The following is a 26,083-nucleotide window of genomic DNA, read 5'->3' on the forward strand; positions in this document are numbered from 1 at the left end:
TATGAACGATAAAAGAATTGCCGAAGCGATTGCAAAGGAAACAGAAAGACAGCTTTACAACATTGAATTGATTGCATCAGAGAATTATGTATCCGCGGATGTATTAGCCGCAGCAGGCAGTATCTTAACGAATAAATATGCAGAAGGTTACCCACATAAACGTTATTACGGCGGTTGTGTGAATGTAGATGAAGTGGAAGATATTGCCAGAGAACGGGCAAAAGAATTGTTCCATGCAGAACATGCGAATGTACAGCCACATAGTGGTTCACAGGCGAATATGGGTGTTTACATGGCACTGTTAGAACCAGGGGATACAGTTTTAGGTATGAACTTAACTGCCGGAGGACATTTAACACATGGACATCCGTTAAACTTCAGCGGTACATTATATAATTTTGTTGATTATGGGGTTACCAAAGATGGGGAAACCATTGATTATGAGGATGTTAGAGAAAAAGCCTTGCAATATAAGCCAAAATTGATTGTCGCAGGGGCAAGTGCTTATCCAAGAATCATTGATTTTCAGAAATTCAGAGAGATTGCTGATGAAGCAGGGGCTTACTTTATGGTGGATATGGCTCATATTGCCGGACTTGTGGCGGCTAATCTTCATCCTAGTCCAGTGCCTTATGCTGATTTTGTGACTACAACTACACATAAAACCTTACGTGGTCCGCGCGGTGGCATGATCTTATGTAAAGAAAAATATGCAGCACTATTGGATAAGAAAGTCTTCCCTGGTATGCAGGGTGGCCCATTGATGCATATTATAGCTGCTAAAGCAGTGTGCTTTTATGAAGCCTTACAACCATCTTTCCAAACATATGCACAACAAATTATTAAAAACTGTAAGATCATGAGTGATACTTTGCAGGCAGAAGGCTTTCGCATCGTAAGTGGTGGTACCGATAATCATCTGATCTTGGTGGATGTAAAATCTAGTATTGGCATGTCTGGGAAAGAGGCAGAAAAGCTCTTAGATGAAGCAGGCATCACTTGTAACAAAAACACAATTCCGTTTGAAACAGAAAAACCATTCGTGACAAGCGGCATCCGTTTAGGAAGTGCGGCGATGACTACCAGAGGATTTAAGGAAGAAGAATTTAAACAGGTAGCTTTATGGATTTCCCGCGTGTTAAAGCATGCGGATGATGAAACTGTACGCAAACAAGTATTAAAAGAGGTACGAGAATTGACCGTAAAGTACCCTTTACCTAATGAATAATAAGCAGATAGGATAAGGTTAAGGCTTTATCCTTTTTTCACGCAAATAAAGATAGTTCATTAAGATTGTTTGTATAAGCTACAATTTGAATTCATATTATAGGGCAAGCTTTTTTGCCAAGAATCCACTGAAATCCATGCAGCTTTTCAGAAAAAAAGAATGTAAATAAAACCATTCTCTTTATTACCCTTTTTAAAAAAGTAGTTGCTTCTCATTTATAATTTTATCACGTTGAAAGAACATGATGTTATAGATCGGAATATAAGTGATGTTATTTTTCTGTATGATCTCTCTTTCATTCGATAGTACATAAGCTTTTTTAATAGGATAATTGTTATTTTTTGTTAAGGTATTTAAAGCACTATGCACGGTATAGTCTTTTCCGGATTTTACTTCAAGAGGAATTACTGACAAACTTTCATAATCATCAATTAAATAGTCTACTTCACCTTTGCTTCTATTATCAAAATAATATAGTCGATAACCATGTGCTATTAGTTCACTCGCAACAACACTTTCATAGACTGCACCTAAATTTATGCTTTTTTCATCATCGAGAATAGCGCGAATGTTATTGCCATATAGGATAGCGGTTAATAGGCCAATATCATTCAAATAAAGTTATAATAGATTTTTTCCGCAAGATGCTATGAATGGAAAAACCGGATTAGCAATTGCCTGTCCAGGAAGTGCGATACCGGCACTGATCAAATAATCAAACTCATCTATATAATTTTGGAAGGTTTTTCCTCTTTTATTTTCAATGTTTTGTATGACGACACGTTTCTTTTTGTTTTCCATATTAGATGGTATTAAATCATAAATTCTGCTGATTTTAAGTTTGTTTTCTGTATCATACTTTGAAGCGTCACTTTTATAATACTCATATATTTCATTTTGAACTTCTCTAACTGCTTGAATATTTTTGGTTTCTAGATACGTGTTAATGACATCGGGGAGCCCTCCCACAAGTAGATATTTACGAAATAAATCCATCATTTTATCATGCATGGTCTCATCAAGTGTTTCAAGATGGTTAAATTTATTTTCTAATATAGATAATGTAAGATCATTCAATCCTAGGACACGTATAAATTCTTCAAAATCTAAAGGACACATTCTGATTTTACGTATGCTGCCCATAGGAATAGAGGAAGTGTTCGATAAGGTAACGTCTAATAGTGAACCACTGGCAATATAGGTGAATTTGTCATCTTGTGATAAAAATCTTAAAAGGGTTAGTAGATGGGGATATGCTTGTATTTCATCAATGAATATTAAGGTGTTCTCTTTCTCTTTCATTTGAGAACCAGCAAGCATGCTAACCTGAAGATAAAAATCTTCAACAGTTTTTACATTTTTAAATAATTGGTTTTGTAAACGATCTTCAATCATATTAATTTCAATGAAATTATCGTACATCTTTTTTCCAACATGGCGAATAATAAAGGTTTTTCCTACTTGACGTGCGCCATCAATTAAAAGTATTTTATTTGTTTTCAAAGAAAGGTGATTTCGATTACGGAAGCGATTTTTCGATATAGCATAAGTATACCTCCTTGCTTGTCAAGCTTGTTATAATACGAAAGCATTGACATTTCAATAGAAATTTATTGATAAAAATATGACATTTCAATAAAAAAATTCATCCATTTTTATGACATTTCAATAAATCGATTCCTTTCATTGTTTATGAAACAGTATCGAAAGCTTTATTTCCTCTTTGCAACAGGCAGTATGTATTCCTACACAGTATTATTGGGAAATAAAGTATTTACAGATTGAAACCGAAAGTATTTCATTTGCCGAGGCCATCTTGGTTTTACTGTTAACGCACCCAGAGCTCGTTCATTAACATAAGTATAATTCAAAAAATCGCAAAGAAAGAAGCTTGTAAGAGAACTGAAAAATAAGTCTTATATAGATGAATCATTCAGTTCTTGTTTTTGGTTAAGCGAATCTGTAACACATCTATTGTAAAGCAACATTTTTGTGCCAGAAAATTAAGCTTTTATCGTTAAAAACAGGACATCCATGGTATAATAAAAAAGACGCAGATAAGCTGAATTTTGACATAATGTCAAATTTGTCTGCTAATCAAATGACGCAGATATGGTAAAGTGTATACTGCGCAAAGAAAAGAATAGGAGAAGTAACATGTTGAAAGTTTTAGAACATCCCCTGATTACGCATAAGCTTACGCAGATGCGCAGGAAGGAATGCGGAACCAAAGACTTTCGGGCCAATCTTGATGAAATTGCCGGTTTGATGGCATATGAGATTTCCCGCGATTTGCCTTTGCGTACCGTAGACATTGAAACACCGGTTTCTCCCTACACGACCAAAGAGCTGGCAAAGGATATCGTATTAGTACCGATTCTGCGTGCTGGTCTGGGCATGGTGAATGGTATTGCCAATCTGATTCCAACCGTTAAGATTGCGCATATCGGTTTGTATCGCGATGAGGAAACATTAGAACCTCATACGTATTTTGAAAAATATCCTAAGAATGTGAAGGATGCGGTTGTGATGATCGTTGATCCAATGCTGGCAACCGGAGGAAGTGCTAATGCTGCCATTGATATGGTGAAGAAACAGGGCGCAAAAAATATTCGCCTGGTTTGTTTGGTAGGTGCACCGGAAGGTGTAAAAGCTGTGGAAGAAGCACATCCGGAAGTGGATATTTACTTAGCTGCATTAGATGAGAAGCTAAATGAACATGGCTATATCGTACCGGGTCTTGGTGATGCAGGAGATAGAATCTTCGGTACAAAGTAACATGAAGGACTATTATAAGGCCGTTCGCTTTATGATGACGATGCTGTTAAGCTGTCTGTTAGCCGTTTTGATTGGTATGTGGCTGGATGAAAAGCTTCATACAACACCAATCATTTTGTTGCTGTTGCTGGCATATGCAATCATTGCTAATTTTTATCTGCTGATGAAAGGAATGAGTGAGCATGATGGATGAAACTTCACAGATGGGAAAAGAAATCCGCCGTATTACGCTTGCTTTAGCACTTGTCAGCTGTGGTATCTCACTCATGCTTTTTCAAGGGCATTTCAAAGATATCAGTGCCGGTATTTTGATTGGTGCACTCACCGGTATCATCGGTTTCTCGATGATCACGCACATGAGCAACACCATTGAATTATATGGCAATCCCAAGGCAAAAGGTTACAGCAGCTATGTAAAACGCTATGCCATTTATACACTGATCTTTGCGTTAGCCGCATGGCGAGGCGTACATGTTTTGGCACTTTTGGCAGGAATGCTGCTTCATAAAGGGGCAATTCTTATATATGTATTTCTACACAGAAAGGAGGATTGATTCGTGGAATTTGTAATCCGGATAGGTGATATGACGATTCAGCTGCACCCATCCATTGTGAACTGGCTGATTCTGTGTGTGCTATTATCTGTCTTTTTCATTATTGCAGGTAATAAGATAAAGAAAGCAGATCCAACACAGGCACCGAAAGGCTTTGTGCTTGTATGTGAATGTGTCGCCAAACTGGGAACCGGTATTATATCCGATAACCTAAAGGCACGTACGAAGTTTTATCTGCCCTTCTTTGGAACACTGATCTTTATGATGGCTCCTAGTAACTTACTGGGGCTGATAGGATTACAGCCACCGACATCAAACTTAAGTGTTAATGTGACACTGGCTGTTATGATGTTCTTGCTGATTCAATTCGTCGGACTCAAGGAAAAAGGTGTGATTGGAAGATTTAAGGAGCTGTGTGATCCTATCTTCTTATTCTTACCGTTAAACATTCTTGGTGATCTGGCATTACCGGTTTCACTGTCACTGCGTTTGTTTGGTAACCTGTTGGCAGGTACCATTATTACCGGTCTTGTTTACACACTGATGGAATCGCTGATGCCGTTTGGTGTACTAGGTTTATCCTTTACGCCATTCCTGCATGCGTATTTCGATATTTTCTCAGGTCTGATTCAGACCTACATCTTCTTCACATTGGCAAGTTTCTTCTTGAGTGAATCGTATGTCGATGAAGAAGAATAAAAAAGCTGTTTGCAAATTAGTAATAGGAGGAAATGAAAATGGCTGAATTTAATGAATTTTTCGTACAAGGTATGGCACTGTTAGGTGCTGGTATTGCAATGATTGCTGGTCTTGGTCCTGGTATTGGTCAGGGTATTGCCGCTAGTAAAGGTGCTGAATCCGTAGGCCGCAATCCAGAAGCTGCCGGTAAGATTCGTTCTATCATGGTATTAGGTATCGCGATGGCCGAAACAACTGGTATCTATGCATTGATCATCGCATTGCTGTTGATTTTCCTGAAAGGTTAAGCGTAAGATCTTGCAAGGTCATGCGCATGCAGAAAGTAAGCAAGTTTTGCTATTAGGGAAAGAACCCTCTGCATGAAGAAAATATCTTTTACATAGGCATGACTTTTATATGAATTTTCGTAAGATTCACAACCATAAGGAGGTTTAGCAGATGAATATCGACATTACCAATTACCTGCGAATAAACCCTGTGGATATGGCTCTTGTCTGTATTTCAACCTTGATCATCTGTCTGGTTGCCAAGCATTTTTTCTGGGATGTCATCACGGATTATTTCCAGAAACGCCACGATGCAATCGCAGCAGATATCCAAGCGGGCAGCGATGCACGCAAAGCGGGTGAAGATTATAAAGTACAGTATGAAACGCAGATGGCAAATGCCAAAAGCGATGCTCATGAGATCCTGGAAACCGCAAAACGCAATGCGACGGCTGAGAAGAAAGAAATTCTTGCAAAAGCCAGAGATGAAGCGGATGGATTAAAAACAAAAGCAATGCAGGATATTGAGCGTGAAAAAGTTCAGGCACAGAAAGAAATGAAACAGACGATTACGGATGTAGCATTTGAAGCTGCCAGCAAGATCATTGAGAAGGAGCTGGATGAGAAACAACAGCAGAAGTATGTGGATGAATTTATTGAACACGCAGGTGATGACACATGGCAGGCATAGTCAGTAAGAATTACTGTGATGCATTGTTTGCGCTGGCACAAGAAGATGAAAAGCTGGATGTATATAAAGAACAGCTGAATGTGGTGGCAGACAGTGTGAAGAAGGATGATGAATTCCGTGCTGTCATGGCACATCCGAAAATCAGCAAGGAAGAAAAGAAAGGCATGTTGGAAACAATCTATGGAAAGCAGATTGACCATATGCTGTTAAACTTTTTAAAACTGCTGATTGATAAAGGACGTTTCGCTAAAATTGAAGAGATTCGCAGAGAATACAATAAGGCTTACAATGACTTTAATAACATTCAGGTGGTACACGTGAAGAGTGCAACACCATTACAGAAGGAAGAAATTGCAAAGCTGAAAGAAACACTCGAAAAGAAACTGCAGAAAAAAGTAGATTTCGTGCTGTCAACAGATAAAGATCTGATTGCCGGCATCCGCATCAAAATAAACGATCAGATTATCGACAATACGGCATTAGGCAGACTACAGCGTCTGAAACGTACCGTTTTGAACGTATCTGAAACACAATAAGCAAGTGAGGTGAATATGGTGAGTTTAAAGCCAGAAGAAATCAGCAAACTGATCAAGGAACAGATACGGCGCTACGATGATGAGCTGGAGGTCGGAGAAACCGGCACCGTCATCACGATTGGTGATGGTATCTCGTTAGTCCACGGTCTGAATAATGCAATGTCTGGAGAACTGTTACTGTTCCCACACGATGTGTATGGAATGGTATTGAACCTTGAAGAGGAACATGTCGGAGCCGTATTGTTAGGTGATGATGAGGGAATCAAAGAGGGCGACGAAGTAAAGCGTACAGGAAAGATCGTAGAAGTTCCTGTTGGTGATATGATGTTAGGAAGAGTTGTCAATGCCTTAGGACAGGCGATTGATGGCGGTGCTCCTATTGTCAGTGAAAAATACCGTCCGGTAGAGCGTGTTGCTCCCGGTGTTATGACACGTAAAAGTGTTCATCAGCCAATCCAGACAGGTTTGAAGATCATTGACTCTATGATTCCAATCGGAAAAGGGCAGCGTGAGTTGATCATCGGGGATCGCCAGACAGGTAAAACAGCGATTGCCATTGATACGATCATCAACCAAAAAGGTAAGAATGTAAAATGTATTTATGTAGCAATCGGACAGAAAGCCAGTACGGTTGCCCAAATCGTAGAAAAATTAAGAAAACATGGTGCTATGGAATATACGACAATCGTATCTTCTACCGCTAGTGAACCGGCACCTTTGCAATACATTGCTCCATATGCAGGATGTGCGATTGGGGAAGAATGGATGGAAAACGGTGACGATGTCTTAATCATCTATGATGATTTAAGTAAGCATGCGGTTGCTTATCGTACCATGTCCTTATTGTTAAAACGTCCACCAGGACGTGAAGCCTATCCAGGGGATGTCTTCTATTTGCATAGCCGTCTGTTAGAGCGTGCAGCGAAGCTGAACGATGAATTAGGTGCAGGAAGTTTAACCGCACTGCCAATTATTGAAACGCAGGCAGGTGATATTTCTGCTTATATTCCTACCAACGTTATTTCTATCACCGATGGACAGATCTTCTTACAGACAGAATTGTTTAACAGCGGTGTACGTCCTGCGGTAGACAGTGGTTTATCGGTATCCCGTGTTGGTAGTGCAGCCCAGATCAAAGCCATGAAGCAGGTCAGCGGAAGCTTAAAACTGGAATTAGCACAGTTCCGTGAAATGCAGGCCTTTGCGAAATTCGGTAGTGACTTAGATGCTGCTACGACTGAAACATTGGCACATGGGGAACGCTTAACACAATTACTGATTCAGAACCAGTATGAACCAATGCCGGTTGCCCATCAGGTATTATCTTTATTTGCGGCAAAACATAAATTCTTGAAGCCTGTGAAGGTAGAACAGGTCAAACTGTATGAAAAAGAAATGTTAAAATATATGGAACGTGAACATGCGGACATCATCCATGATATTGATGAACAGCAGGCGTTAGACGATGCTTTGTCACAGCGTATCAAGGATGCCTTGACTTCTTTTGAAACAGAATTCAAGAACATGCTGGAAGGATAGTCTATGGCAGCTGGAAAACTGGAAATCAAAGCGCGCATCCGCTCAGTAGAATCTACCAAAAAGATTACCAAGGCGATGCAGCTAGTGGCGACCAGTAAGCTGAAAAAACAAAAACAGTACATGGAAGAAAATCGGGAATATGCCCATTATTTAAAAGAAACGGTGCAAGAAATCCTGTCTTCCATAGAACATTCCCGCCATCCTTATTTAAGTAAAAATGAAGGCGCAAAACCATTCACCATCGTTTTTACAAGTGATATGGGCTTATGTGGCGGCTATAATGCGAATATCTTTCGCATGCTGTTGAATGACATTGGTAATGTCGGTGATTTTGTCATGATAGGAAGTCGCGGTGTCAATTGGAGCCGTAATAAGGATTTCCATGTCGTGATGGAAGAAACAGACTTTGAAGATGACTGTTACAGTGAACTGGTAACCATTGCCGATCATGCATTGGACTTATACCGCAAGAAAGAAATATCCGAAATCCGTATCCTGTATACTCACTTTGTGAACTCTGTCAGCTTTGAGCCGCAGTTAGTAACCTTGTTACCGGTAGAAAAGGATAAGGAACGTGAAAAGAAAACAAGCGCTCTGACAATCTTTGAACCAGCCGGTGATCAAATCCTTGATACCTTGGTTCCGATGTATGTCAGATCTCTGTTATACAGCTATTTCCTGGAAACTAAAACAAGTGAACAGGCAAGTCGCCGTATGGCTATGGAAAGCGCTACAGATAACGCTGAAGAAATTAAGGAAACACTGGAATTACAATTCAACCAGGCTAGACAGGCCGCCATTACACAGGAAATCACAGAAATCGTCGGCGGTGTCAACGCAATGGAAGGAGTGAGCAGTTGATGAGTAAAAACACAGGAAAAATTGTGCAGGTCATCGGTCCGGTAGTTGACGTTGCTTTTGAAAACGGCGAATTACCACAACTGTTGAGCGCAATCGAAATCCCTTTGAAAAATCAAGACTCTCTGATTGTCGAAGTGGCACAGCATATCGGCGATGAACGGGTACGCTGTATTGCCATGGGTGGTACGGATGGTTTAGTACGTGGCATGGATGCCATCGATACAGGCGCACCGATTCAAGTACCTGTCGGAGATGAAGTCTTAGGAAGAATGTTTAATGTCTTAGGCCGTGAAATTGATGGTTTAGGCGAAGTAAAAACAAGCAAACGTCTGCCTATTCATCGTAAAGCACCAAGCTTTGATGAACAACAGACATCTGCGGAAATGTTGGAAACCGGTATTAAGGTTATCGACCTTTTGTGCCCATATTCCAAAGGTGGTAAGATTGGTCTGTTCGGTGGTGCCGGTGTAGGTAAAACCGTATTGATTCAAGAATTGATTCACAATATTGCCAAGGAACATGGTGGTAAATCCGTTGTTACCGGTGTTGGGGAAAGAACCCGTGAAGGTAACGACATGTATCATGAAATGAAGGACAGTGGTGTCCTTGATAAAACCGTTCTGGTATATGGACAGATGAATGAATCTCCAGGTGCCAGAATGCGTGTTGGTTTGACCGGCTTAACGATGGCAGAATACTTCCGTGATGTTGAACATCAGGATGTGTTATTGTTTATCGACAATATCTTCCGTTTCACACAGGCTGGTTCAGAAGTAAGTGCGCTGTTAGGACGTATGCCAAGTGCCGTAGGTTATCAGCCAACATTGGCAACGGAAATGGGACAGTTACAGGAACGTATCACATCTACGAAGGATGGTTCCATCACTTCCGTACAGGCCATCTACGTACCTGCCGATGACTTGACAGACCCCGCACCAGCAACGGCATTTACTCATTTGGATGCTAAAACCGTATTGGATCGTGACATTGCGGCATTGGGTATCTACCCGGCTGTTGATCCATTGGAATCTAGCTCTCGTATCCTTGATCCATTAGTAGTGGGTGAGGAACATTATGAGGTAGCTCGTGGTGTACAGCAAATCTTACAGAGATATAAAGAATTACAGGATATCATCGCTATCTTAGGTATGGATGAATTAAGTGAAGAAGATAAGATCATCGTTAATCGTGCCCGTCGTGTACGTAACTTCCTGTCACAGCCATTCCATGTTGCCGAAGTATTCTCCGGTATCAAAGGATGCTACGTATCTCGTGAAGATACGGTACGCAGTTTCAAAGAGCTGTTAGATGGCAAGTATGATGACTTACCGGAACAGGCCTTCATGTTCGCTTCCACTATTGAAGAAGTGGTAGAAAAAGCCAAAGCGATGGAAGGCTAGTCCTATGATCAAGCTGAAAATCATTACTCCTCTTGGTTTGTATAAAGAGGGTGAAGTGGAGGCTGTGCATGTCACAACGGTAGATGGTGAAACAACCATTCTTTCCAATCATATGCCAATCGTGGCGATGTTAAAGACATGCAAATGTACCTTGAGCGAGCATAAGGAACAAAAGGATTATGCTTTGGCCGGTGGTTTGTTACAGTTTGCGGATAATGAAATGCGCATTTTGACAGATGCCGTAGAAGGTCGTGAAGAAATAGATATTGAACGAGCAAAACGGGCAAAGGAACGTGCGGAAGCGCGTTTGAAAAAGCAAGACAGCCGCACAAATATCAAACGTGCAGAAGTTGCCCTTGCCAAAGCTATCAATCGTATTCATGTTTATAATGGATAAGTCATATTGACGTATGAAACTCTTCGAGAGTGCATACGTCTTTTTATGTTGTGTTGGTAAAGAAGAATGTACGCTAAAGTCTTATGGTATAAGGAATTTGTATGGATAGAAGGAAAAGAAAAAGGTAACAATATGGAAAAACGTCGCAGTTAGGTAGTCAAAATATTGGAAAAACGTCGCACTATATCGGCATAATCCATAGAAAACGTCGCAAAATAAAAAAACTCTTGTACGACCGCAGGCATACCTTTAACAAGACAGTAAAATTTAAATGAATGGAAATTAGGAAAGATTGAGTTTCAACTCCATATTTAATTAGTTCAAAGACATTTCTATAATCTAATAGACCTATATGAAGAAATTGCACATTATTTGTTATTTCTGCGATATGAAATACAGAACGTTTTGCTTTTCGACAATTTCCCATTTTGTTTTAGATAAGTAGTGTTATAATAATGTACATAGTCGAAAAGGAGCAAACCTTTATGGAAGAAAAGAAATCAGAAACAGAAACAATAGAAAATACAAAACCCAATGTAGAAGCTATGATTATAGATGATGAACAGCATGAAGATAGTTCTTCAATGAAAAAGAGCAAGAAGAAAAAGCCTAAGAAAAGCGGATGGAAGTATGAATTGTTTGATTTAGCCAGAACCTTCATCATCTGCTTTATCGTCGTAATGCTGTTATCACACTTTGTCATCAATCCAGTGCAGGTTGATGGAGATAGTATGTATCCAACGCTTAGCGATTCAGAAATCGGTGTCATGAATATCTTTTTGGCAAAGACCCAAGGCATTAAACGCCAGGATGTGGTGGTTGTCTATAATGAAGAAACTGATGAAAACTGGGTAAAGCGTGTGATTGGTATGCCAAATGATACGGTATATGCGAAAGATGATGTGGTTTATGTAAATGACAAGCCATTAGAAGAGCCTTATCTAAATACAGAGTATGCAAATCATATTCGATCACAGGGGAAACCATTTACGGAGGATTTTAATAAAATAACCTTAGGAAAAGATGAATACTTTTTGATGGGAGATAACCGTGTGGTATCTTATGATTCTAGAGCAGTCGGGCCTTTTAAAAAATCTGCTATCGTTGGTAAGGATGTTTATGTTTTATTTCCTTTCACGGAAATTAAAATGGTAAGAAACGGTGCTCCTGAATAGTGTAAGATAAAATTAAGAAATGGAATGACAGATTGAAAAATTCAGTGTTATAATAATAACGTAAATTTATGTGTTTTCATCTAGCCAATGAAATCATGATGCATAGATTTATATAAGAATTTTTCTCTCCTCCTTTGAGTGTGAAAATTCTTCTTGAGTGTCCGATTGGACGCTCTTTCATTAAATGAAACCGCTAATTGTAACGGAGGGATCGTATGCAGAACAATAGAAAAAACGAACATGATGATGTAGATTTGACAGGTATTATTAACGATTATAGTAAAGATAGTGAATTACGCCGAAAGATAGAAGAGATGAAACGCCAAAAAGAAGCACAGACAACTGCTTCAGCATCACCACGAAACCAAGAGGAAAATGCGATTAATCCATTAACGGGAGAGAAATTTCATTCCCCTATCTTTGAAGATAAAAAAGCAAGTACAGAGAAGAAAGCTATCCCTGATATTCGCGTAGATGAAGAAGAACTGGCGAAAACAAGAGTAGGCTTTGTGGATGATACAAATGATCAGACATTGGTAATCATGAATGGCAAAAAAAGCCTAACTGCAGCTGAAGAGCCACAAGATGTAACGATGACTCAGCAGATGCCAATCTCTGATTATGATGAAGAAGCAGAAGACGAGGAAGAATTGGGGAAAACGATCGTTCAGCCATTATCGGATGTACATGTGTTAGATGAGGATGAAGAACCATTACCTGTAAAGAAATCAATTAAGAAAACCACATCTAAAAAAGAAGAAGTGGAAGAAGATGAAGGCGATGATGAAGAAAAAAATACGAAGATAAATAAAATCATTACCTATGTCATTCTTGGCATTGTTGGGATTTTAATCATCGTTGCATGCTTTTTTGCCGTACAATATGCAATGGATACTTTCCTTGGCGGTAATGATAATAAAAAGGCACCGGAGCAAACAGAAGAACCAACAACCCCAACCAAGGATCCGACAAATACGGATGCAAATAAGGATGATACCAATAACAAAGACGATGTTACTGATTCCTCAGCCAAGATTGCAGCTTTAAAGAAACAAAGAGAAACCTATGTACAGCGGAAAGCAGATGCCAACGATAAGTTGGAACTTGCCGAAAAGGATAAGAAGGATGCAACTGAAACTTTAGCATCTTTAGAAAAAAATGAGTTGGCAAAGGCTAAAGAGGCGCAGAAAAAAGTAAGTACTTATGAAAATGGTGAGTATAAGGCAGCCAACGATGAATATGAACGTATTTTAGGGAATTATAATGCGGAAAAAGATGAAACAGTAAAAGCTCAGTTAAAAGAAAGTTTAGATGCGGCATTAGAAAGAAAAAATGCAGCTATGACAGAATATAATCGTCTTACTGGAGAAGCATCTTCACTTACCGGTATTTATAATGAGAAAAAAGAAACCGCAGAAAGCAAGAGGAGCAAGGCTGAGCAGACAATCACAGAACAAAAGAATGAAATTGCGACTTTAGAAGAAGAAATCAAAAAAATTGATAATCAGCTAAAAGAGTTAGAATAGTCTCGCTTGTAAGTGGTGGGCAAAAAACGTAGGAAATCGTAAAACCTGATGTAGGGTCTTAGGGTTTCCTTTTTTTATGATTTTTACGTCTTTTTTACCGGTGATGTCAGAAAAAGAACCGATTTTGTGTTTCATACATCCTTTTTATCATATTGTGTGTATAATGAAACTATTAGTGAGGGTGATAAGATGTTGCAAATTTGTGTATTGGATGACGAATATCAGGATGGGAAAAGAAATGAAGATTTATTGCGGGCATATTTTGACAAGCGTCATATGGAAGCCAGAATTGATCGTTATACAAATGGAAAAGAGCTTCTAGATAGTACGAAGATATATCATATGCTGTTTTTAGATATTGAGATACAAGAAGAAAATGGGATTGAAATTGCGATGGAATTACGTAAACGTTTACCGGATATGATTATCGTAGTAATTACCAGCTATCTAAAATATTCTTTAGAGGGTTATAAGATACAAGCATCCCGGTATTTGTTAAAGCCAATTCATGAGACTTTGTTGTATAGTGAATTGGATGAAATTTTACAGACAAGAGATACCTCACAAACACTGACTTTAACTATGCACCAAGAGACAACCATGGTGAAAATGAAAGAAATTTTATATTTTGAAAGTATTGGAAGAACGACTTGTTTCCATACGCCTCAAGGAGTATATGAAAGTAAGGAAGGGGTTAGTTATTGGGCAAAGCAATTACATGTGCATTTTGTTGAATGTCATAAGGGACTGTTTGTACAATTGAGCCATATTATGCAGATTCGTAAAGACTGTATTGAAATAAGCAATCATGAGACTTTACCCTTGGCTAGAAGAAGAGTGCAGCAGGTACAAGAAAGCTGGTTACAGTTTCAGGAGATGAGTCTATGAATTATTTCACGGTATTTCTTTGCACAGGCAGCATGCTTTATATGACCTTTTTATATTATGAGACATGGTTTCAGTTTTCCGCAATGAAGATGAAAATCAGGCAGTTTATGAGCATCCTGGTTATGGGAGCTTGTCTAAGCAGCTTGGTGTTACCAATGGATTGGTATTTATATGGTTTATGGGGATTGTGTATCATAGCCGGTTTCATTTATGAGAAAGAAACAGCCTTTGTAAAATGTTTCTGCAGTTTTCTGGTAAGTTTTATCCTCTCCTTGCTGGTGGCATTCATGATGGATGTTTTTCTCCATGATTGGTATGCAAAATGCATGTGTTTTCTGCTTGTCGAGGGAATCCTTCATGCGTTGCTTTTTTTGATACTTCGCAAGCAAAGCGAAGGCGGATGGTTTTTATTAATGGCATATGGAGTGTTGTTAGGTATCATGATACAGTTTGTCTGGCTTAAGAAATCCAATATGATGCATATAGAGCATATGTTACCGTTTTTGCTATTTCTTATGATCACGTTGTTAAATCGTTTTGCGTATGTGCAAAAGCAGCAGTATGAAACGATGTTATCAATAACAAATCGCAGACATTTAGCAAAAGAAAATGTCATTCAGTATGAACGATTACAAAAGGATAATGATGAAATATTACGTCAGATACATGATTTACGTAAACAGATGAAGCTCTTAAATAATAAAACAATAGAAGAGAATGATACATTGACGAAAAAAATCATGATGACCTATTCTGAGGTGGTAAGCTTTATTCCTACCGGTTGTCCTTTGCTGGATCGAGTTTTGCGCAATTATCAAAAGGATATCATGGAGCAGGATATTCAATTGATACTAGATGTAGAACCATTTGCAGAAGATCAGTTTGATCCTGTGGATATGAGCGCTATTTTTTGCAATATGGTGGAAAATGCCATTGAAAGCTGTGTAAAATGTAAACAACGTGTCATACAGTTAAAGATACGCAAAGAGAAAGGGTATGTTTTTATAAAAATGAAAAACAGCTGTGAAAGTGTACATCAAGTTGGTGAACGCATGCTGTCAACGAAAGAGGATACCTTTTATCACGGTTTTGGATTGCGTAATATGCAAGATGTGGCACAGAAATATCAAGGAGATCTGCATTGTTGCTTTGATCAAGAACATCAATTATTTATTACCAAAATACATCTTGCTTTACCACATGTGTCATAAAAGCAGCCACTTATGCAAAAGTATGACACAGAAAGTAAAAGATGACGTATTGTATAAGCGGGTAAAGAAAACCTATGGGAGGTATTGTTATGAAGCAGAAGAAAGGAAATGTCTCACGTGGAAAGATCCTAGCCAGTGCAGCTGTTATTGCGGTTATCGGATTGTTGTTTGGTGTTGCAATGCAGGGACTGTTAAAGGATGCACTTGGTATCCCAATCCAACATTACCATTTGTATGATCGTCTTTCTAATGTTCGTCGAATGCTTATGGCTCCCCTTTGCGATAGATTCCAGCAAATGTATGGAATATCATGAAACATATCTGGCTTATCTTCCTCCATACGGCCATTTTAAAAAATTATCATTGGTATTACAGATCTTGTTATCAAAAGAGATTAGTGATTTTTATGAACGATTGTATTGGCATGAGATTGATAGAGTTAAGTTTACCTTTGAGCGCAAATGGGGCACCTGGGGATATAGTCGTTACACCATGCAGCTATATTTCCTATTGAAAAATAAGGATGTGAAGTTGTTTACCATGAATTCCATGGAAAATGGCTTCCTGTTGCCATCAAGTACGGGAGGCTTACCTATTTTTGCCAATCTTCATCATGAAGACATAGTAAATATTCTCCAATATATGAAGACTTGTGGGGTTATCATTGAGGATCCCTATCATCTTCTGGAGGCGTTGAAGAATCCGGATATTACGATGTATGAATATATGGAGACAATCAATAAGCCTTATAAATTCTGAGTTTTCTTCCCTTTCACTGATGGAGCCATCTTCTGGATGGCTCTTTTGTAATTCTATCTGTTGTTTGCAAAGGCGTGTTTTTTCTTTCTATCAAATTTGTAAGATTACTTTGGTAAATTGTTATTTTTGATGTGGAATGCTATAATAAAGCTACTTTTAGGAACGGAGGAAACAAACATGGACAAAATTGCTGCCTTTTTACATCGCAAGCTAGACAACTTTTCATTTGATGAATATCTGATCATGTTTGTTGTCTGTACGATATTTTTACCTTTCTATTGTTCAATTATCGCGATTATCGGTGTATTGCTTTATTTAACCATTCAGGGACGTATGAAAACGATTATTCAATCAGTACCAAGATCAAAATTCGCAATTGCCTTTTGTTTGTTAGCTTCTTTGGTGGCAGCATTTCATCAAAACTGGCTGGGAGCTGTTTGTGGAATCGGTATCTTAGTGATCTTTCTCTTTATTTTTTACTTCCGTACGGTGATTAATAAACGTTTATTTGAATTGTTAATGGATGCCTGCTGCATCATATCATTATTCTGTGTAGCTTGGGCTTTGATGGAATATATGCGTATCGTACATCGTCTGAACTATGATTTTATGATGCTGGTTATTGAAGACAGTCCTAAAAATCGTGTGAATTCAACCTTTTTTAATGCCAATTACTATGCAATGATGATTGAATTTCTGGTGCTTATCTGCGTATATAAGATGATGCAGGTTAAAACAAAACGCCGTATTATTTTTTATATCGTAACAATTTTGGCAAACTTATTTGCTTTATATCTAACAGGCTGTCGTACGGCCTGGGTACCATTTGTTGTGACGATACCTTTCATGTTTTTGATGAATAAGCGTTTTGGTTATTTCACCGCGACCATGAGTGCAATTGGAACAGGTGGGATAGCGATATTATTAAAGCCGGAGGTATTTCAAAGAGCTTCTATCTTTACGGATTTTCTTAAGCGAGCTAAAATTTGGACAACAGCCGTTAAAGGAATAGAGGCGCATCCTTTGCTGGGGGAAGGTCCATTGACTTATTTCCATATTTATAAACAATATGGTGGACATCCTACACAACATGCTCATAATGTGATTTTAGATCCTATCTTAAGTCATGGAGTGATTGGCGTATTGATCATGGGAGTCTATTTTGGCAGTAATCTGAAAGAAATATATCGTTTATTTGTAAGACGCATTGATTTGCGTTTATGTTCCTTGATCGTTGCCTGTATCCTAACTGTCTTGATTCATGGCATGTTGGATTATACAGTGTATTGGGTACAAACGGGCTTGTTGTTTCTTCTGATATTATCAAGCTCCAGTATTTACTTCCACAAAGAACGTGCGTATACACAAGAGGAGGTTTAACGCCTCCCTTTTTTTGATGGAGAAGTATGATATAATATAAGAAATGTAAGGAGGGTGCTTATGCGTTATTTCCTAATCACTTTTACTGTATATCTTTTTTGTTTTGCGGCAAGTTTCTGGGCATTAAGCAGTGTCAAATTTGACCGTTTTTGTGATGTGCACAAACCAGGAAAAGTGCAATGTCTGCTATTGTTGTTAGCGTTGGCTTTAGGCTATCTGGTAGCACAATTTTTATTGAATATATCTTTGTTCAATGGTCTATAGATGATGGTGCATGATATGAAACAGCGACGCAAATTGTTACGTAATGTGAGCATACGCTCCCGCCTTTTATTTGGTTTTATCGCATTGCCATTGGTGGTAATGATTATCTGTTTTTTATTATACTATAATTTCAGTATGCAAATGATCATATCAAAGAATCAGGAATCATCACAACATTCTGTTGAGATGGTAGAAGAACTCTTTCATCTGAATATGGAGCGTCTTGAAGATCAGATGACGGAATTCTGTGCACAAGGAATCGTATATGACATGTTGCTGAGTGATGGTGAAAGCTCTGTACGCAAAAATTTCGTTGCCTATGCAAAGATGAATATGAATTTAAACGGACGAAATCGTCTGGTGCTCTTTAATGAGAAACAGGAAGTCATTTATGATGATGCCGGTGAAAAGGAACAAGGAAATTTGTCATTACCATCTACCTTGGATATTAGTTGGGCATATAAAAAAGAACATAATGGAATATTCTTAACAAAACGTATCGTTTACCATAATGAAACCATTGGCTATGTTTGTGGTGGTTTTAAAGAGGGAGCATTCAGTCCATCATTTACCAATGCTTCCAGTATTTCAAATATGATGATCATTATTGATAAGGATAATCATTATTTATTTGGTCAGGCAGCGTTTCCGAAAGGAAAAAATATTCAGATAAGTCAAGACATGGTCAATGTGAATGGTAAGTCTTATTACCATGAAAGTAAGCAAATTGAGGGCATGGATTGGAAGGTTGTCAATCTAGTAAGCTCGGAATATGTCTTACAAGAAATTCATAGTACGCGGAATATGCTATTTCTTTATGGTGTGGCCATCTTGATATTAGAAGCTATCTTATCGACTATTGTATATCACAGTATTTATGATCCGATTCATAATATTTTGGTATCCATGCGCAAGCTTGATGAAACGAATCTTATTAGTAGTCAGGTGGAGGATAATGGGAAAGATGAGGTACATGAATTAAGTGAAAACTTTAATGACTTGTTGAATCGTGTACAGGAATTAGTAAAGACGGTTGCACTGGAACAGGAACAAAAAAGAGAAACGCAACTTCAGTTGTTACAGGCACAAATAAATCCGCATTTCTTATTCAATACGTTAAATACACTTCATTATTTGGCGATTTTAAATGAAGACAATCCCGTTAGTGAAGGCATTAGTGCGCTATCAAAGTTATTACGTAATACGATCGTAGACAGTAATGAATATGTTGATGTGGAAGAAGAAATAGAAAATGTGAAAAATTATATCATCATTCAAAAGCTTCGCTATGGTGATTTGTTTGAAACGGTTTATAATATTGATGAAGATGTACGCCATTGCCGTATTTTGAAATTTCTGTTACAGCCGATTGTTGAAAACAGTATTCTGCATGCATTTGAAGAAGATCGCGAACATCAGATTTTGACGATTCGTGCGCAGGCTGAAAAAGGTTGTTTGAAAATAGAGATAGGAGATAATGGAAAAGGATTTCAAGAGGTGGAACAATCCTATACCAATAAGAAATTAAGTGGCATCGGTATTATGAATATACAAGAGCGCATACGCTTGATGTATGGAGATAAATATTCGATGAATATTCAGAGTGAAGTGAATAAAGGAACCATTGTGACACTGTTGCTTCCATATAGGAAAGGGGGAATTACAGATGTACAAGGTATTGATAGCAGATGATGAAAGACTGATCCGAATCACGTTAAAAAATATGATTGACTGGCAGGCCTTACACTGTGAGGTGATTGCGACGGTCAAGGATGGTAAGGAAGCTTATCGCATCTTTCAAGAGGTACACCCTGAAATTGTTATTACCGATTTGAAAATGCCGGAAATGGATGGCATAGAACTCATAACAAAAATAAAAAAAGAAAGCCGAAATACACAAGTCATCGTATTAAGCAATTATTCCGACTTTGAGCTAGTCCGTGATGCGATGAAGGCAGGAGCTTTTGATTACCTGTTAAAGATTACATTGGAAAAAGAAGAATTGACCAGGATCATCACCCAGGTGAAAGAAAACTGTGAAGAAGGTGGCTCATCACAAAATGAAGAAGAAAAACAGGGAATTAAAGAATTACAACAATGCATGGTATTAAGTAAAAATGAGCATATCATTGATGTGAAGGAATATCAGCGAGCTTTAGCACAACCGATTTTTCAGGAATATGAGGATTTTTATCAATTGGCTTATTTTCGTGTTGATAATATTAATATGCTTTATGAAGGGAAATTTAAAGAACATGCGCGTTTACAGAGTAATCTGCGTGATTTGATACGCGAAAGTATCTCGTTATATGTAAAACATCAGGTGATTTTTATTAGTAATCACTCTGGTGTCATTCTTTTCCACAGTGCGGAGAAGTTGCGTATTATAACGATATGTAATTCCATTATGCGAAATATTGAACAATATCTGGATGTCCATTTATCGATTACCTTATCTGATATACAGCGCACCTTAAAGACCTATGATGAAGTATATATGCAGGTGGTACAGGCTCATGAACAGCGCTTTTATAAAGGGGAAGGTGTGTTGATACACAGTGAAGAAGGGGATCTGTTTCATAGCCTGCAAATGAATGATTTACAATACCATGTGGAATTGCTGGAGGCGGTGCAGAAGAAAAATTTTCATCAGGCGAATGAATTAATTGATAAGACATTATTGTATATGCGTGAGAATCATATCGTACCAAGACAAGTCTTAGAATATACGATTTTTATTATTAATAACTTAGAAGGAAAAGAGATTGAAAAAGGAGCCCGACAGAACATGCCGTTTGGCGCAATCACCGCAAACATACGGAAATGCGAAACACTGGATAAATTGTCAGAAGTGTTAAAAGAAGGCTTTGTGAAGATTGAGGAGTGGATGAAAGATTCTAGCAGTAGTAAATATCGCCGTGAAATAACGGAAGTGATGGATTTTGTGGAAAAGAATTATCATCAGAAACTGAATTTGAAAATGCTGGCAGAAACATTAGATATGAATGAAAGTACGCTGAGTAGATTGTTCAAAAGTGAGACGGGTATCAATCTGAATTATTATATTAATGAAAAAAGAATGAAGAAGGCCAAAGAATTGTTACAAGAACCCGCTTATAAGATTAAGGATGTGGCAAATGCTGTCGGTATGGAAGATCAGCTATATTTTAATAAGGTGTTTAAAAAATACTATCATGTATCACCAAGTGATTATCGTAAGAAAGTTCTTCAAGATGATGAAGCATAGAACCGGCTTTGTCATCATACCATGATAGGGGAGGTGTGAGGCTTTGAAGGAAACATGCAAGGCAGTCGCGCTTGTTCTCAGCATCATTGTTATCTTTTACTTATGGTTACATATTGGAGATGGAAAGCAGTCATCGCTTAAATGGCAGACACAGGAAGAGAAATCTTTTACAGCTGAAAAGCAGAAAGAATCCAAAAAGAAAGTACATGTCGTCAGACAAGATGGCAGTGAGCTGCATTTGGCTATGGATGATTATTTACGTGGTGTCATAGCCTCTGAAATGTCAGCATCTTTTGAAATGGAAGCATTAAAAGCGCAATGTGTTGCGGCGAGGACCTTTGTGATACGGCGAGGCTTAGAAGTAGATGATACGACACAGACACAAGTTTATCATGATGATAAACAATTAAAGCAAATATGGGGGGCATCCTATGCGAAGTATTCTAAACGTATCAAACAGGCCGTGAAAGAGACATCTGGAGAAATTTTGACGTATCAGGGAAAACCGATATCCGCAGTGTTTTTTAGCGGCTCTTGTGGGAAAACGGCAAATGCGGAGGAGTATTGGGAAAGTAAAACGCCCTACTTGCGTAGTGTCGATTCCCATTGGGATAAAAAGGAAAAGGGATATGAAAAGACGGTAACGATCGATAGCAATACCTTTCATACGAAATTGGGTTTTCAAAATCCTGTCAGCGAAATCAGTGAGCCGCTTCGATATGCCAGCGGTTATGTAAAAAGTATAAAAATCGATGGTATAACATTTAGCGGACGCAGTATAAGAGAGAAGTTAAATCTTCGCTCTTCTTGTTTCACCATTAAAAAAACCGGGGATGCTTATCGCATCACGACAAAAGGATATGGGCATGGTTTAGGAATGTCACAGTATGGTGCTCAGGGGATGGCGTTGGAAGGTAAGAGCTATCAGGAAATCCTACATCATTATTACACTGATGTAAAGATTGAAAAAAAGGATGTATAAAGGAATTTCATAAGGGAATAATCATCACTAGAGGTGATGAAATGTATAGCTATACGAAAGAAAAAAACACATCAAAACGAAGACTGATTGTTGCATTAAGCTGTGTGCTGGTGATTGCCGTAGCGTTTATCAGCTATGAATACACAAGCCGCAAGGATAAAGAGGACACGGCAGTGTTCAAGGAAAGTGTTCCGGTATTGTCGTTACCGGATACCACGCAGAAAGGCATCCATCCATTCAATGTAGAAGCGAAAACGGTGTTAGAATACTTTGATGGTAAGGATCATGAAGTTGACAGCATGACGAAGTTTGAAGGTGTCTATCGTGCCAATCAGGGAATTGATTATGCATGTAACGATGAAGCCTTTGATGTTTTAGCTGTTTTTGCCGGTGATGTCAGTGAGGTGAAAGAAGATGCCTTGTTTGGAAAGAGTGTTACCATCAAGAGCAAGGATCTTTCCATCACCTATCAAAGCCTGGATGATGTGGCATTAAAACAAGGTGATAAAGTGAATCAGGGTGATGCCATTGCTAAAGCGGGGACGAATATTTACAATAAAGAGTTAGGAAAGCATTTGCATATGGTCGTTGAAAAAAATGGTACGATCATAGATCCGAAAACCGTCTTTGACAAGACTTTGAGCGAGATAAAATAGTACCTAAAGGGTACTATTTTCATATCCGTAAAATAAGAAAGCGGTTAAATCTTAAGGATGTCTGAAGTTTGCAGAATTTGCCTTTTTTAATCGGAATTTTATGTTATAATGATATTTGCTTGAAGAACGGAGGAATAACTATGTTTTCGAAAGAAGTAGGAATCGACTTAGGAACAGCGAACTTATTAATGTATGTAAAAGGCGAGGGTATCGTTATTGACGAACCTAGCGTCGTGGCAATAGATGCAGAAACAAAAAAATGTCTGGCTGCAGGCCAGGAAGCAAAGGATATGCTTGGAAGAACACCAGGCAGAGTATTGGCAATCCGTCCTTTAAAGGATGGCGTTATCGCGGACTTTGAAGTAACCGAAATTATGCTGAATTTCTTCTTTAAGAAATTGGCAATCAAGGGAATGTTCAAACGTCCTACGATTCTGATTTGTTGTCCAAGCAATATTACAAGTGTGGAAAGAAATGCCATTCGTGATGCCGCTTATCGCGCAGGGGCAAAAAAAGTATTTATTGAAGAAGAACCAAAAGTAGCAGCGGTTGGTGCCGGTTTGGATATCGGTAAGCCAAGTGGCTGTATGGTATTGGATATCGGTGGTGGTACTACCGATGTTGCGGTTATTTCTTTAGGGGAAATCGTATCCAGTACATCTTTGAAGATTGCTGGAGATACCTTTGATCGTGATATCATTAAATTTGTAAAAGAAGAAAAGAAACTGTTGATCGGTGATCGTACAGCCGAAGAAGTGAAGAAAAATATCGGTACTGCTTGGAAAGGCAGCTTACATGAAACAATGGAAGTCAGCGGACGTGACTTGGTTACCGGCTTACCAACAACGATTTCCTTATGCTCTGAGGAAATTCAGGGTAGTATGGCAGAAAGCCTGCAGGATGTTGTACGTGCTTGTAAAACGGTATTGGAACAGACACCTCCGGAATTGGCTAGCGATATTGTTACCAGAGGTATCGTATTAACCGGTGGTGGTGCATTGTTGCATGGTATTGATGAATTATTGCGTAATGAATTACATATTCCAGTATATGTTGCGGAAAATGCATTGCGCTGTGTTGCAGAAGGAACCGGAATCTTATTGGAGAATTTGCATCTGGTACGCTAAAACACATAAGATAAGCGAGGTGAATCTATGGATTACCTGAAATATCTATTGATTCCGTTGTTACTATCGGCTTTTCTGACACCTTTCTTAAAAGTTGTGGCAACGCGATTAGAAATTTATGCCTTAGAAAATGAACGAACGGTACATAGTGGCAAAATTGCCCGTATTGGCGGAGTTGCCATCTATGTATCTTTTGTTGTGTGTATGGCGGTGTTTATGAAAACCGATATGACCATCAATGGGATCTTGATTGGCGGAAGTATTATGTTTATCGGCGGATTGATTGATGATATGGTAAACTTATCGCCGAAATTGAAATTATTATTTGAAATAGCTGCTGCCATTGTACTGATGATGGTAGGAAAGGTGAGTTTAGATGTCATTCGTTTACCTTTAGGTATTACGATTGATATGGGAATCATCTCTTTCTTAGTAACTTTTGTCTGGATCATCGGGATTACCAATGCGGTCAATCTGATTGATGGATTGGATGGCTTAGCCGGTGGTATCAGTACGATTATTTTGATTGTGGTTGCATGTCTTTCTGCTATTGAAGGACGTATGGATATTCAAACGATGTCGTTGATCTTGGCGGGTGCAACGATGGGGTTCCTCATTTATAATTCACATCCGGCAAGCATCTTTATGGGAGATTGCGGTGCGTTATTCTTAGGCTTTATCATATCAGCGATTTCTTTATTAGGCTTTAAGAGTTCTACGATCATGACATTGGCCTTACCGATTTTATTATTGGCGGTACCGATTGTGGATACCTTAGGTGCAATCTTACGAAGAAAATTGTCCGGGCATAAATTCTCAGATGCGGATAAAAAACATGTGCATCATTTGTTGATGCAGCGTTTCGGGCAACGAAATACAGTGCTAATTTTGTATGTGGTTACAGCTTTGTTTGGTTTTACCGCATATATCTATTTGGTGAATAAAACGGCTGGCTTTGTTGTTCTCTTCATCATTGCCTTGATTGTTGAATTGTTCATTGAAGGCAGTGGCATGATATCGAAACAATTTCATCCTTTGTTATCGGTGATAAGAGGCGTTAAAAAACGATTCCTAATAATCTGCCATAAATTTAGTAAAAGAAGTAATTAAATATAAATGTGAGACGTCGATGTATATGGGCGTCTTTTTTCGTATGGTTATAGGAAGAGAAAAAGTTTATATAAAGAAAACTTTCCGATTTAATATCTTTCAAAATGCTTGGTAAATAAACACCTATGAAATATTGGAATTATAAAAAGCTTTCATTTTTATTCAGGAAAATACATAAATCTTTTCACTTTTACAAAAACACCGGTTCCTCTGTCGTATAGTTTTATGAGGTGATAGATGTGGAACTAAAGGAATTGCAAGAAATTTTAGATAAGGATGAGAAGAAAGGAAAGATTGTAGAGAAAGCATATTGGGAAGAGCTTTGGCAACATTACATAGAAGAAAAAAGTCAGGATTATCGCAGTTTGGAAGTGAAGGATGCGATACCTAAACTGATTAGTGATATGAATTTACGCGAACGACGTAATATCACGAATTGTAATGAATTGGGAGTGGATATTCGTGTTGGTGATATTTGTTATATTGATTTTGGCGAAGCTTATATTTATGAAATCGGATTTCAACATTTTGGTATCATCATGACTTTATTTCACAACAAAGCGTTTGTTGTGCCGATGAGTGGGAATCACAGTGCTTATGTACAGGCTTATGGGAAAGACAATCCAAAAGGTAAACGTCATTTGATGCGGCTTGGCAAGATTCGGGGCATGAATAAGGAATCGGTTTTATTTATCAATGATGCTAAGTGGATCAATACGGCACGTATTATAGATGTGAAATCACATTTAGATAAAAATAGTAATCTGTTTCGTGAAATAAAAGAACGTGTGAAACAATGCTTAGATTAA

At 38.3% G+C, this 26,083-nt stretch carries 29 protein-coding genes; 27 read left to right on the forward strand and 2 right to left on the reverse strand.

Features of this window, described 5'->3' with window-relative positions; genetic code table 11:
• Position 1 precedes the first annotated feature (1 nt).
• A complete protein-coding gene (gene glyA, locus ACESSZ_RS07475) occupies positions 2 to 1,228 on the forward strand; it encodes a serine hydroxymethyltransferase (protein WP_119983543.1) in 1,227 nt (408 codons plus the stop codon).
• Positions 1,229 to 1,420: 192 nt separating this feature from the next.
• Here glyA and ACESSZ_RS07480 read toward each other — a convergent pair whose 3' ends face one another.
• Positions 1,421 to 1,843, reverse strand: coding sequence for a DUF4143 domain-containing protein (locus tag ACESSZ_RS07480; protein ID WP_270355312.1), 423 nt, complete (start codon positions 1,841 to 1,843; stop codon positions 1,421 to 1,423).
• Positions 1,844 to 1,849: 6 nt separating this feature from the next.
• The gene (locus tag ACESSZ_RS07485) at positions 1,850 to 2,731 is read right to left on the reverse strand and encodes an ATP-binding protein (RefSeq protein ID WP_270355313.1); all 882 of its coding nucleotides are present in this window, start codon (positions 2,729 to 2,731) and stop codon (positions 1,850 to 1,852) included.
• 654 nt (positions 2,732 to 3,385) lie between these two features.
• Here ACESSZ_RS07485 and upp point away from each other — a divergent pair.
• The 26 genes from upp (at position 3,386) to ACESSZ_RS07615 (ending at position 26,083) form a co-directional block, all read left to right on the forward strand.
• Positions 3,386 to 4,006: a uracil phosphoribosyltransferase gene (upp, locus tag ACESSZ_RS07490; RefSeq protein WP_008690949.1), complete on the forward strand. Its 621-nt coding sequence runs from the start codon at positions 3,386 to 3,388 to the stop codon at positions 4,004 to 4,006.
• Position 4,007: 1 nt separating this feature from the next.
• Positions 4,008 to 4,199, forward strand: coding sequence for an AtpZ/AtpI family protein (locus tag ACESSZ_RS07495; protein ID WP_017144521.1), 192 nt, complete (start codon positions 4,008 to 4,010; stop codon positions 4,197 to 4,199).
• Positions 4,189 to 4,560 carry a hypothetical protein gene (locus ACESSZ_RS07500; protein ID WP_119983542.1) on the forward strand — a complete coding sequence of 124 codons (372 nt, stop codon included), beginning with the start codon at positions 4,189 to 4,191 and terminating at the stop codon, positions 4,558 to 4,560. The genes ACESSZ_RS07495 and ACESSZ_RS07500 overlap by 11 nt, the downstream gene beginning before the upstream one ends.
• A gap of 3 nt (positions 4,561 to 4,563) precedes the next feature.
• Positions 4,564 to 5,259, forward strand: coding sequence for a F0F1 ATP synthase subunit A (gene atpB, locus ACESSZ_RS07505; RefSeq protein ID WP_119983541.1), 696 nt, complete (start codon positions 4,564 to 4,566; stop codon positions 5,257 to 5,259).
• A gap of 38 nt (positions 5,260 to 5,297) precedes the next feature.
• Entirely contained in the window at positions 5,298 to 5,546 is a 249-nt protein-coding gene (gene atpE / locus ACESSZ_RS07510; protein ID WP_008690954.1) for an ATP synthase F0 subunit C, read from the forward strand.
• Between the two features lie 151 nt (positions 5,547 to 5,697).
• Positions 5,698 to 6,216 carry a F0F1 ATP synthase subunit B gene (gene atpF, locus ACESSZ_RS07515; protein WP_008690955.1) on the forward strand — a complete coding sequence of 173 codons (519 nt, stop codon included), beginning with the start codon at positions 5,698 to 5,700 and terminating at the stop codon, positions 6,214 to 6,216.
• A complete protein-coding gene (atpH, locus tag ACESSZ_RS07520; RefSeq protein ID WP_119983540.1) occupies positions 6,204 to 6,752 on the forward strand; it encodes an ATP synthase F1 subunit delta in 549 nt (182 codons plus the stop codon). The genes atpF and atpH overlap by 13 nt, the downstream gene beginning before the upstream one ends.
• An 18-nt stretch (positions 6,753 to 6,770) precedes the next feature.
• A complete protein-coding gene (gene atpA / locus ACESSZ_RS07525) occupies positions 6,771 to 8,291 on the forward strand; it encodes a F0F1 ATP synthase subunit alpha (RefSeq protein ID WP_008977859.1) in 1,521 nt (506 codons plus the stop codon).
• Between the two features lie 3 nt (positions 8,292 to 8,294).
• Positions 8,295 to 9,152 (forward strand): ATP synthase F1 subunit gamma, encoded by an 858-nt coding sequence (gene atpG, locus ACESSZ_RS07530; protein WP_008977858.1) that lies wholly within the window; start codon positions 8,295 to 8,297, stop codon positions 9,150 to 9,152.
• The gene (gene atpD / locus ACESSZ_RS07535; RefSeq protein WP_008690960.1) at positions 9,152 to 10,552 is read left to right on the forward strand and encodes a F0F1 ATP synthase subunit beta; all 1,401 of its coding nucleotides are present in this window, start codon (positions 9,152 to 9,154) and stop codon (positions 10,550 to 10,552) included. Before atpG ends, atpD begins: the two co-directional genes overlap by 1 nt.
• A 4-nt stretch (positions 10,553 to 10,556) precedes the next feature.
• Positions 10,557 to 10,949, forward strand: coding sequence for an ATP synthase F1 subunit epsilon (gene atpC / locus ACESSZ_RS07540; protein WP_008690961.1), 393 nt, complete (start codon positions 10,557 to 10,559; stop codon positions 10,947 to 10,949).
• A 485-nt stretch (positions 10,950 to 11,434) separates the two neighbouring features.
• Positions 11,435 to 12,124 carry a signal peptidase I gene (lepB, locus tag ACESSZ_RS07545; protein WP_119983539.1) on the forward strand — a complete coding sequence of 230 codons (690 nt, stop codon included), beginning with the start codon at positions 11,435 to 11,437 and terminating at the stop codon, positions 12,122 to 12,124.
• Positions 12,125 to 12,339: 215 nt separating this feature from the next.
• Positions 12,340 to 13,650, forward strand: coding sequence for a hypothetical protein (locus ACESSZ_RS07550; RefSeq protein ID WP_331866838.1), 1,311 nt, complete (start codon positions 12,340 to 12,342; stop codon positions 13,648 to 13,650).
• A 189-nt stretch (positions 13,651 to 13,839) separates the two neighbouring features.
• Positions 13,840 to 14,538, forward strand: a complete 699-nt coding sequence (locus tag ACESSZ_RS07555; RefSeq protein ID WP_008690964.1) for a LytR/AlgR family response regulator transcription factor — start codon at positions 13,840 to 13,842, stop codon at positions 14,536 to 14,538.
• A complete protein-coding gene (locus ACESSZ_RS07560; protein WP_331866837.1) occupies positions 14,535 to 15,749 on the forward strand; it encodes an ATP-binding protein in 1,215 nt (404 codons plus the stop codon). Before ACESSZ_RS07555 ends, ACESSZ_RS07560 begins: the two co-directional genes overlap by 4 nt.
• Positions 15,750 to 15,838: 89 nt before the next feature.
• Positions 15,839 to 16,063, forward strand: coding sequence for a hypothetical protein (locus tag ACESSZ_RS07565; protein ID WP_270355314.1), 225 nt, complete (start codon positions 15,839 to 15,841; stop codon positions 16,061 to 16,063).
• Positions 16,050 to 16,508 (forward strand): hypothetical protein, encoded by a 459-nt coding sequence (locus ACESSZ_RS07570; RefSeq protein WP_270355315.1) that lies wholly within the window; start codon positions 16,050 to 16,052, stop codon positions 16,506 to 16,508. Before ACESSZ_RS07565 ends, ACESSZ_RS07570 begins: the two co-directional genes overlap by 14 nt.
• Positions 16,509 to 16,685: 177 nt before the next feature.
• Complete coding sequence (locus tag ACESSZ_RS07575) at positions 16,686 to 17,888, forward strand: O-antigen ligase family protein (protein WP_008690969.1); 1,203 nt, start codon at positions 16,686 to 16,688, stop codon at positions 17,886 to 17,888.
• A 60-nt stretch (positions 17,889 to 17,948) separates the two neighbouring features.
• On the forward strand, positions 17,949 to 18,152 hold the full coding sequence (locus ACESSZ_RS07580; RefSeq protein WP_008690970.1) for a DUF1146 domain-containing protein: 204 nt from the start codon (positions 17,949 to 17,951) through the stop codon (positions 18,150 to 18,152).
• Between the two features lie 15 nt (positions 18,153 to 18,167).
• Positions 18,168 to 19,844, forward strand: coding sequence for a sensor histidine kinase (locus ACESSZ_RS07585; RefSeq protein ID WP_226896800.1), 1,677 nt, complete (start codon positions 18,168 to 18,170; stop codon positions 19,842 to 19,844).
• Positions 19,819 to 21,399 (forward strand): response regulator transcription factor, encoded by a 1,581-nt coding sequence (locus ACESSZ_RS07590; RefSeq protein WP_008690975.1) that lies wholly within the window; start codon positions 19,819 to 19,821, stop codon positions 21,397 to 21,399. Before ACESSZ_RS07585 ends, ACESSZ_RS07590 begins: the two co-directional genes overlap by 26 nt.
• Before the next feature lie 43 nt (positions 21,400 to 21,442).
• On the forward strand, positions 21,443 to 22,381 hold the full coding sequence (gene spoIID / locus ACESSZ_RS07595) for a stage II sporulation protein D (protein ID WP_008690976.1): 939 nt from the start codon (positions 21,443 to 21,445) through the stop codon (positions 22,379 to 22,381).
• Between the two features lie 41 nt (positions 22,382 to 22,422).
• A complete protein-coding gene (locus ACESSZ_RS07600) occupies positions 22,423 to 23,037 on the forward strand; it encodes a M23 family metallopeptidase (protein ID WP_008690977.1) in 615 nt (204 codons plus the stop codon).
• 140 nt (positions 23,038 to 23,177) lie between these two features.
• Entirely contained in the window at positions 23,178 to 24,164 is a 987-nt protein-coding gene (locus ACESSZ_RS07605) for a rod shape-determining protein (RefSeq protein WP_008690978.1), read from the forward strand.
• A 27-nt stretch (positions 24,165 to 24,191) separates the two neighbouring features.
• Positions 24,192 to 25,274 (forward strand): MraY family glycosyltransferase, encoded by a 1,083-nt coding sequence (locus ACESSZ_RS07610; protein WP_008690981.1) that lies wholly within the window; start codon positions 24,192 to 24,194, stop codon positions 25,272 to 25,274.
• Positions 25,275 to 25,513: 239 nt separating this feature from the next.
• A complete protein-coding gene (locus ACESSZ_RS07615) occupies positions 25,514 to 26,083 on the forward strand; it encodes a hypothetical protein (protein ID WP_008690983.1) in 570 nt (189 codons plus the stop codon).

The organism is Eubacterium sp. 3_1_31 (assembly GCF_964249515.1).
Classification (GTDB): domain Bacteria; phylum Bacillota_I; class Bacilli_A; order Erysipelotrichales; family Erysipelotrichaceae; genus Longicatena; species Longicatena caecimuris.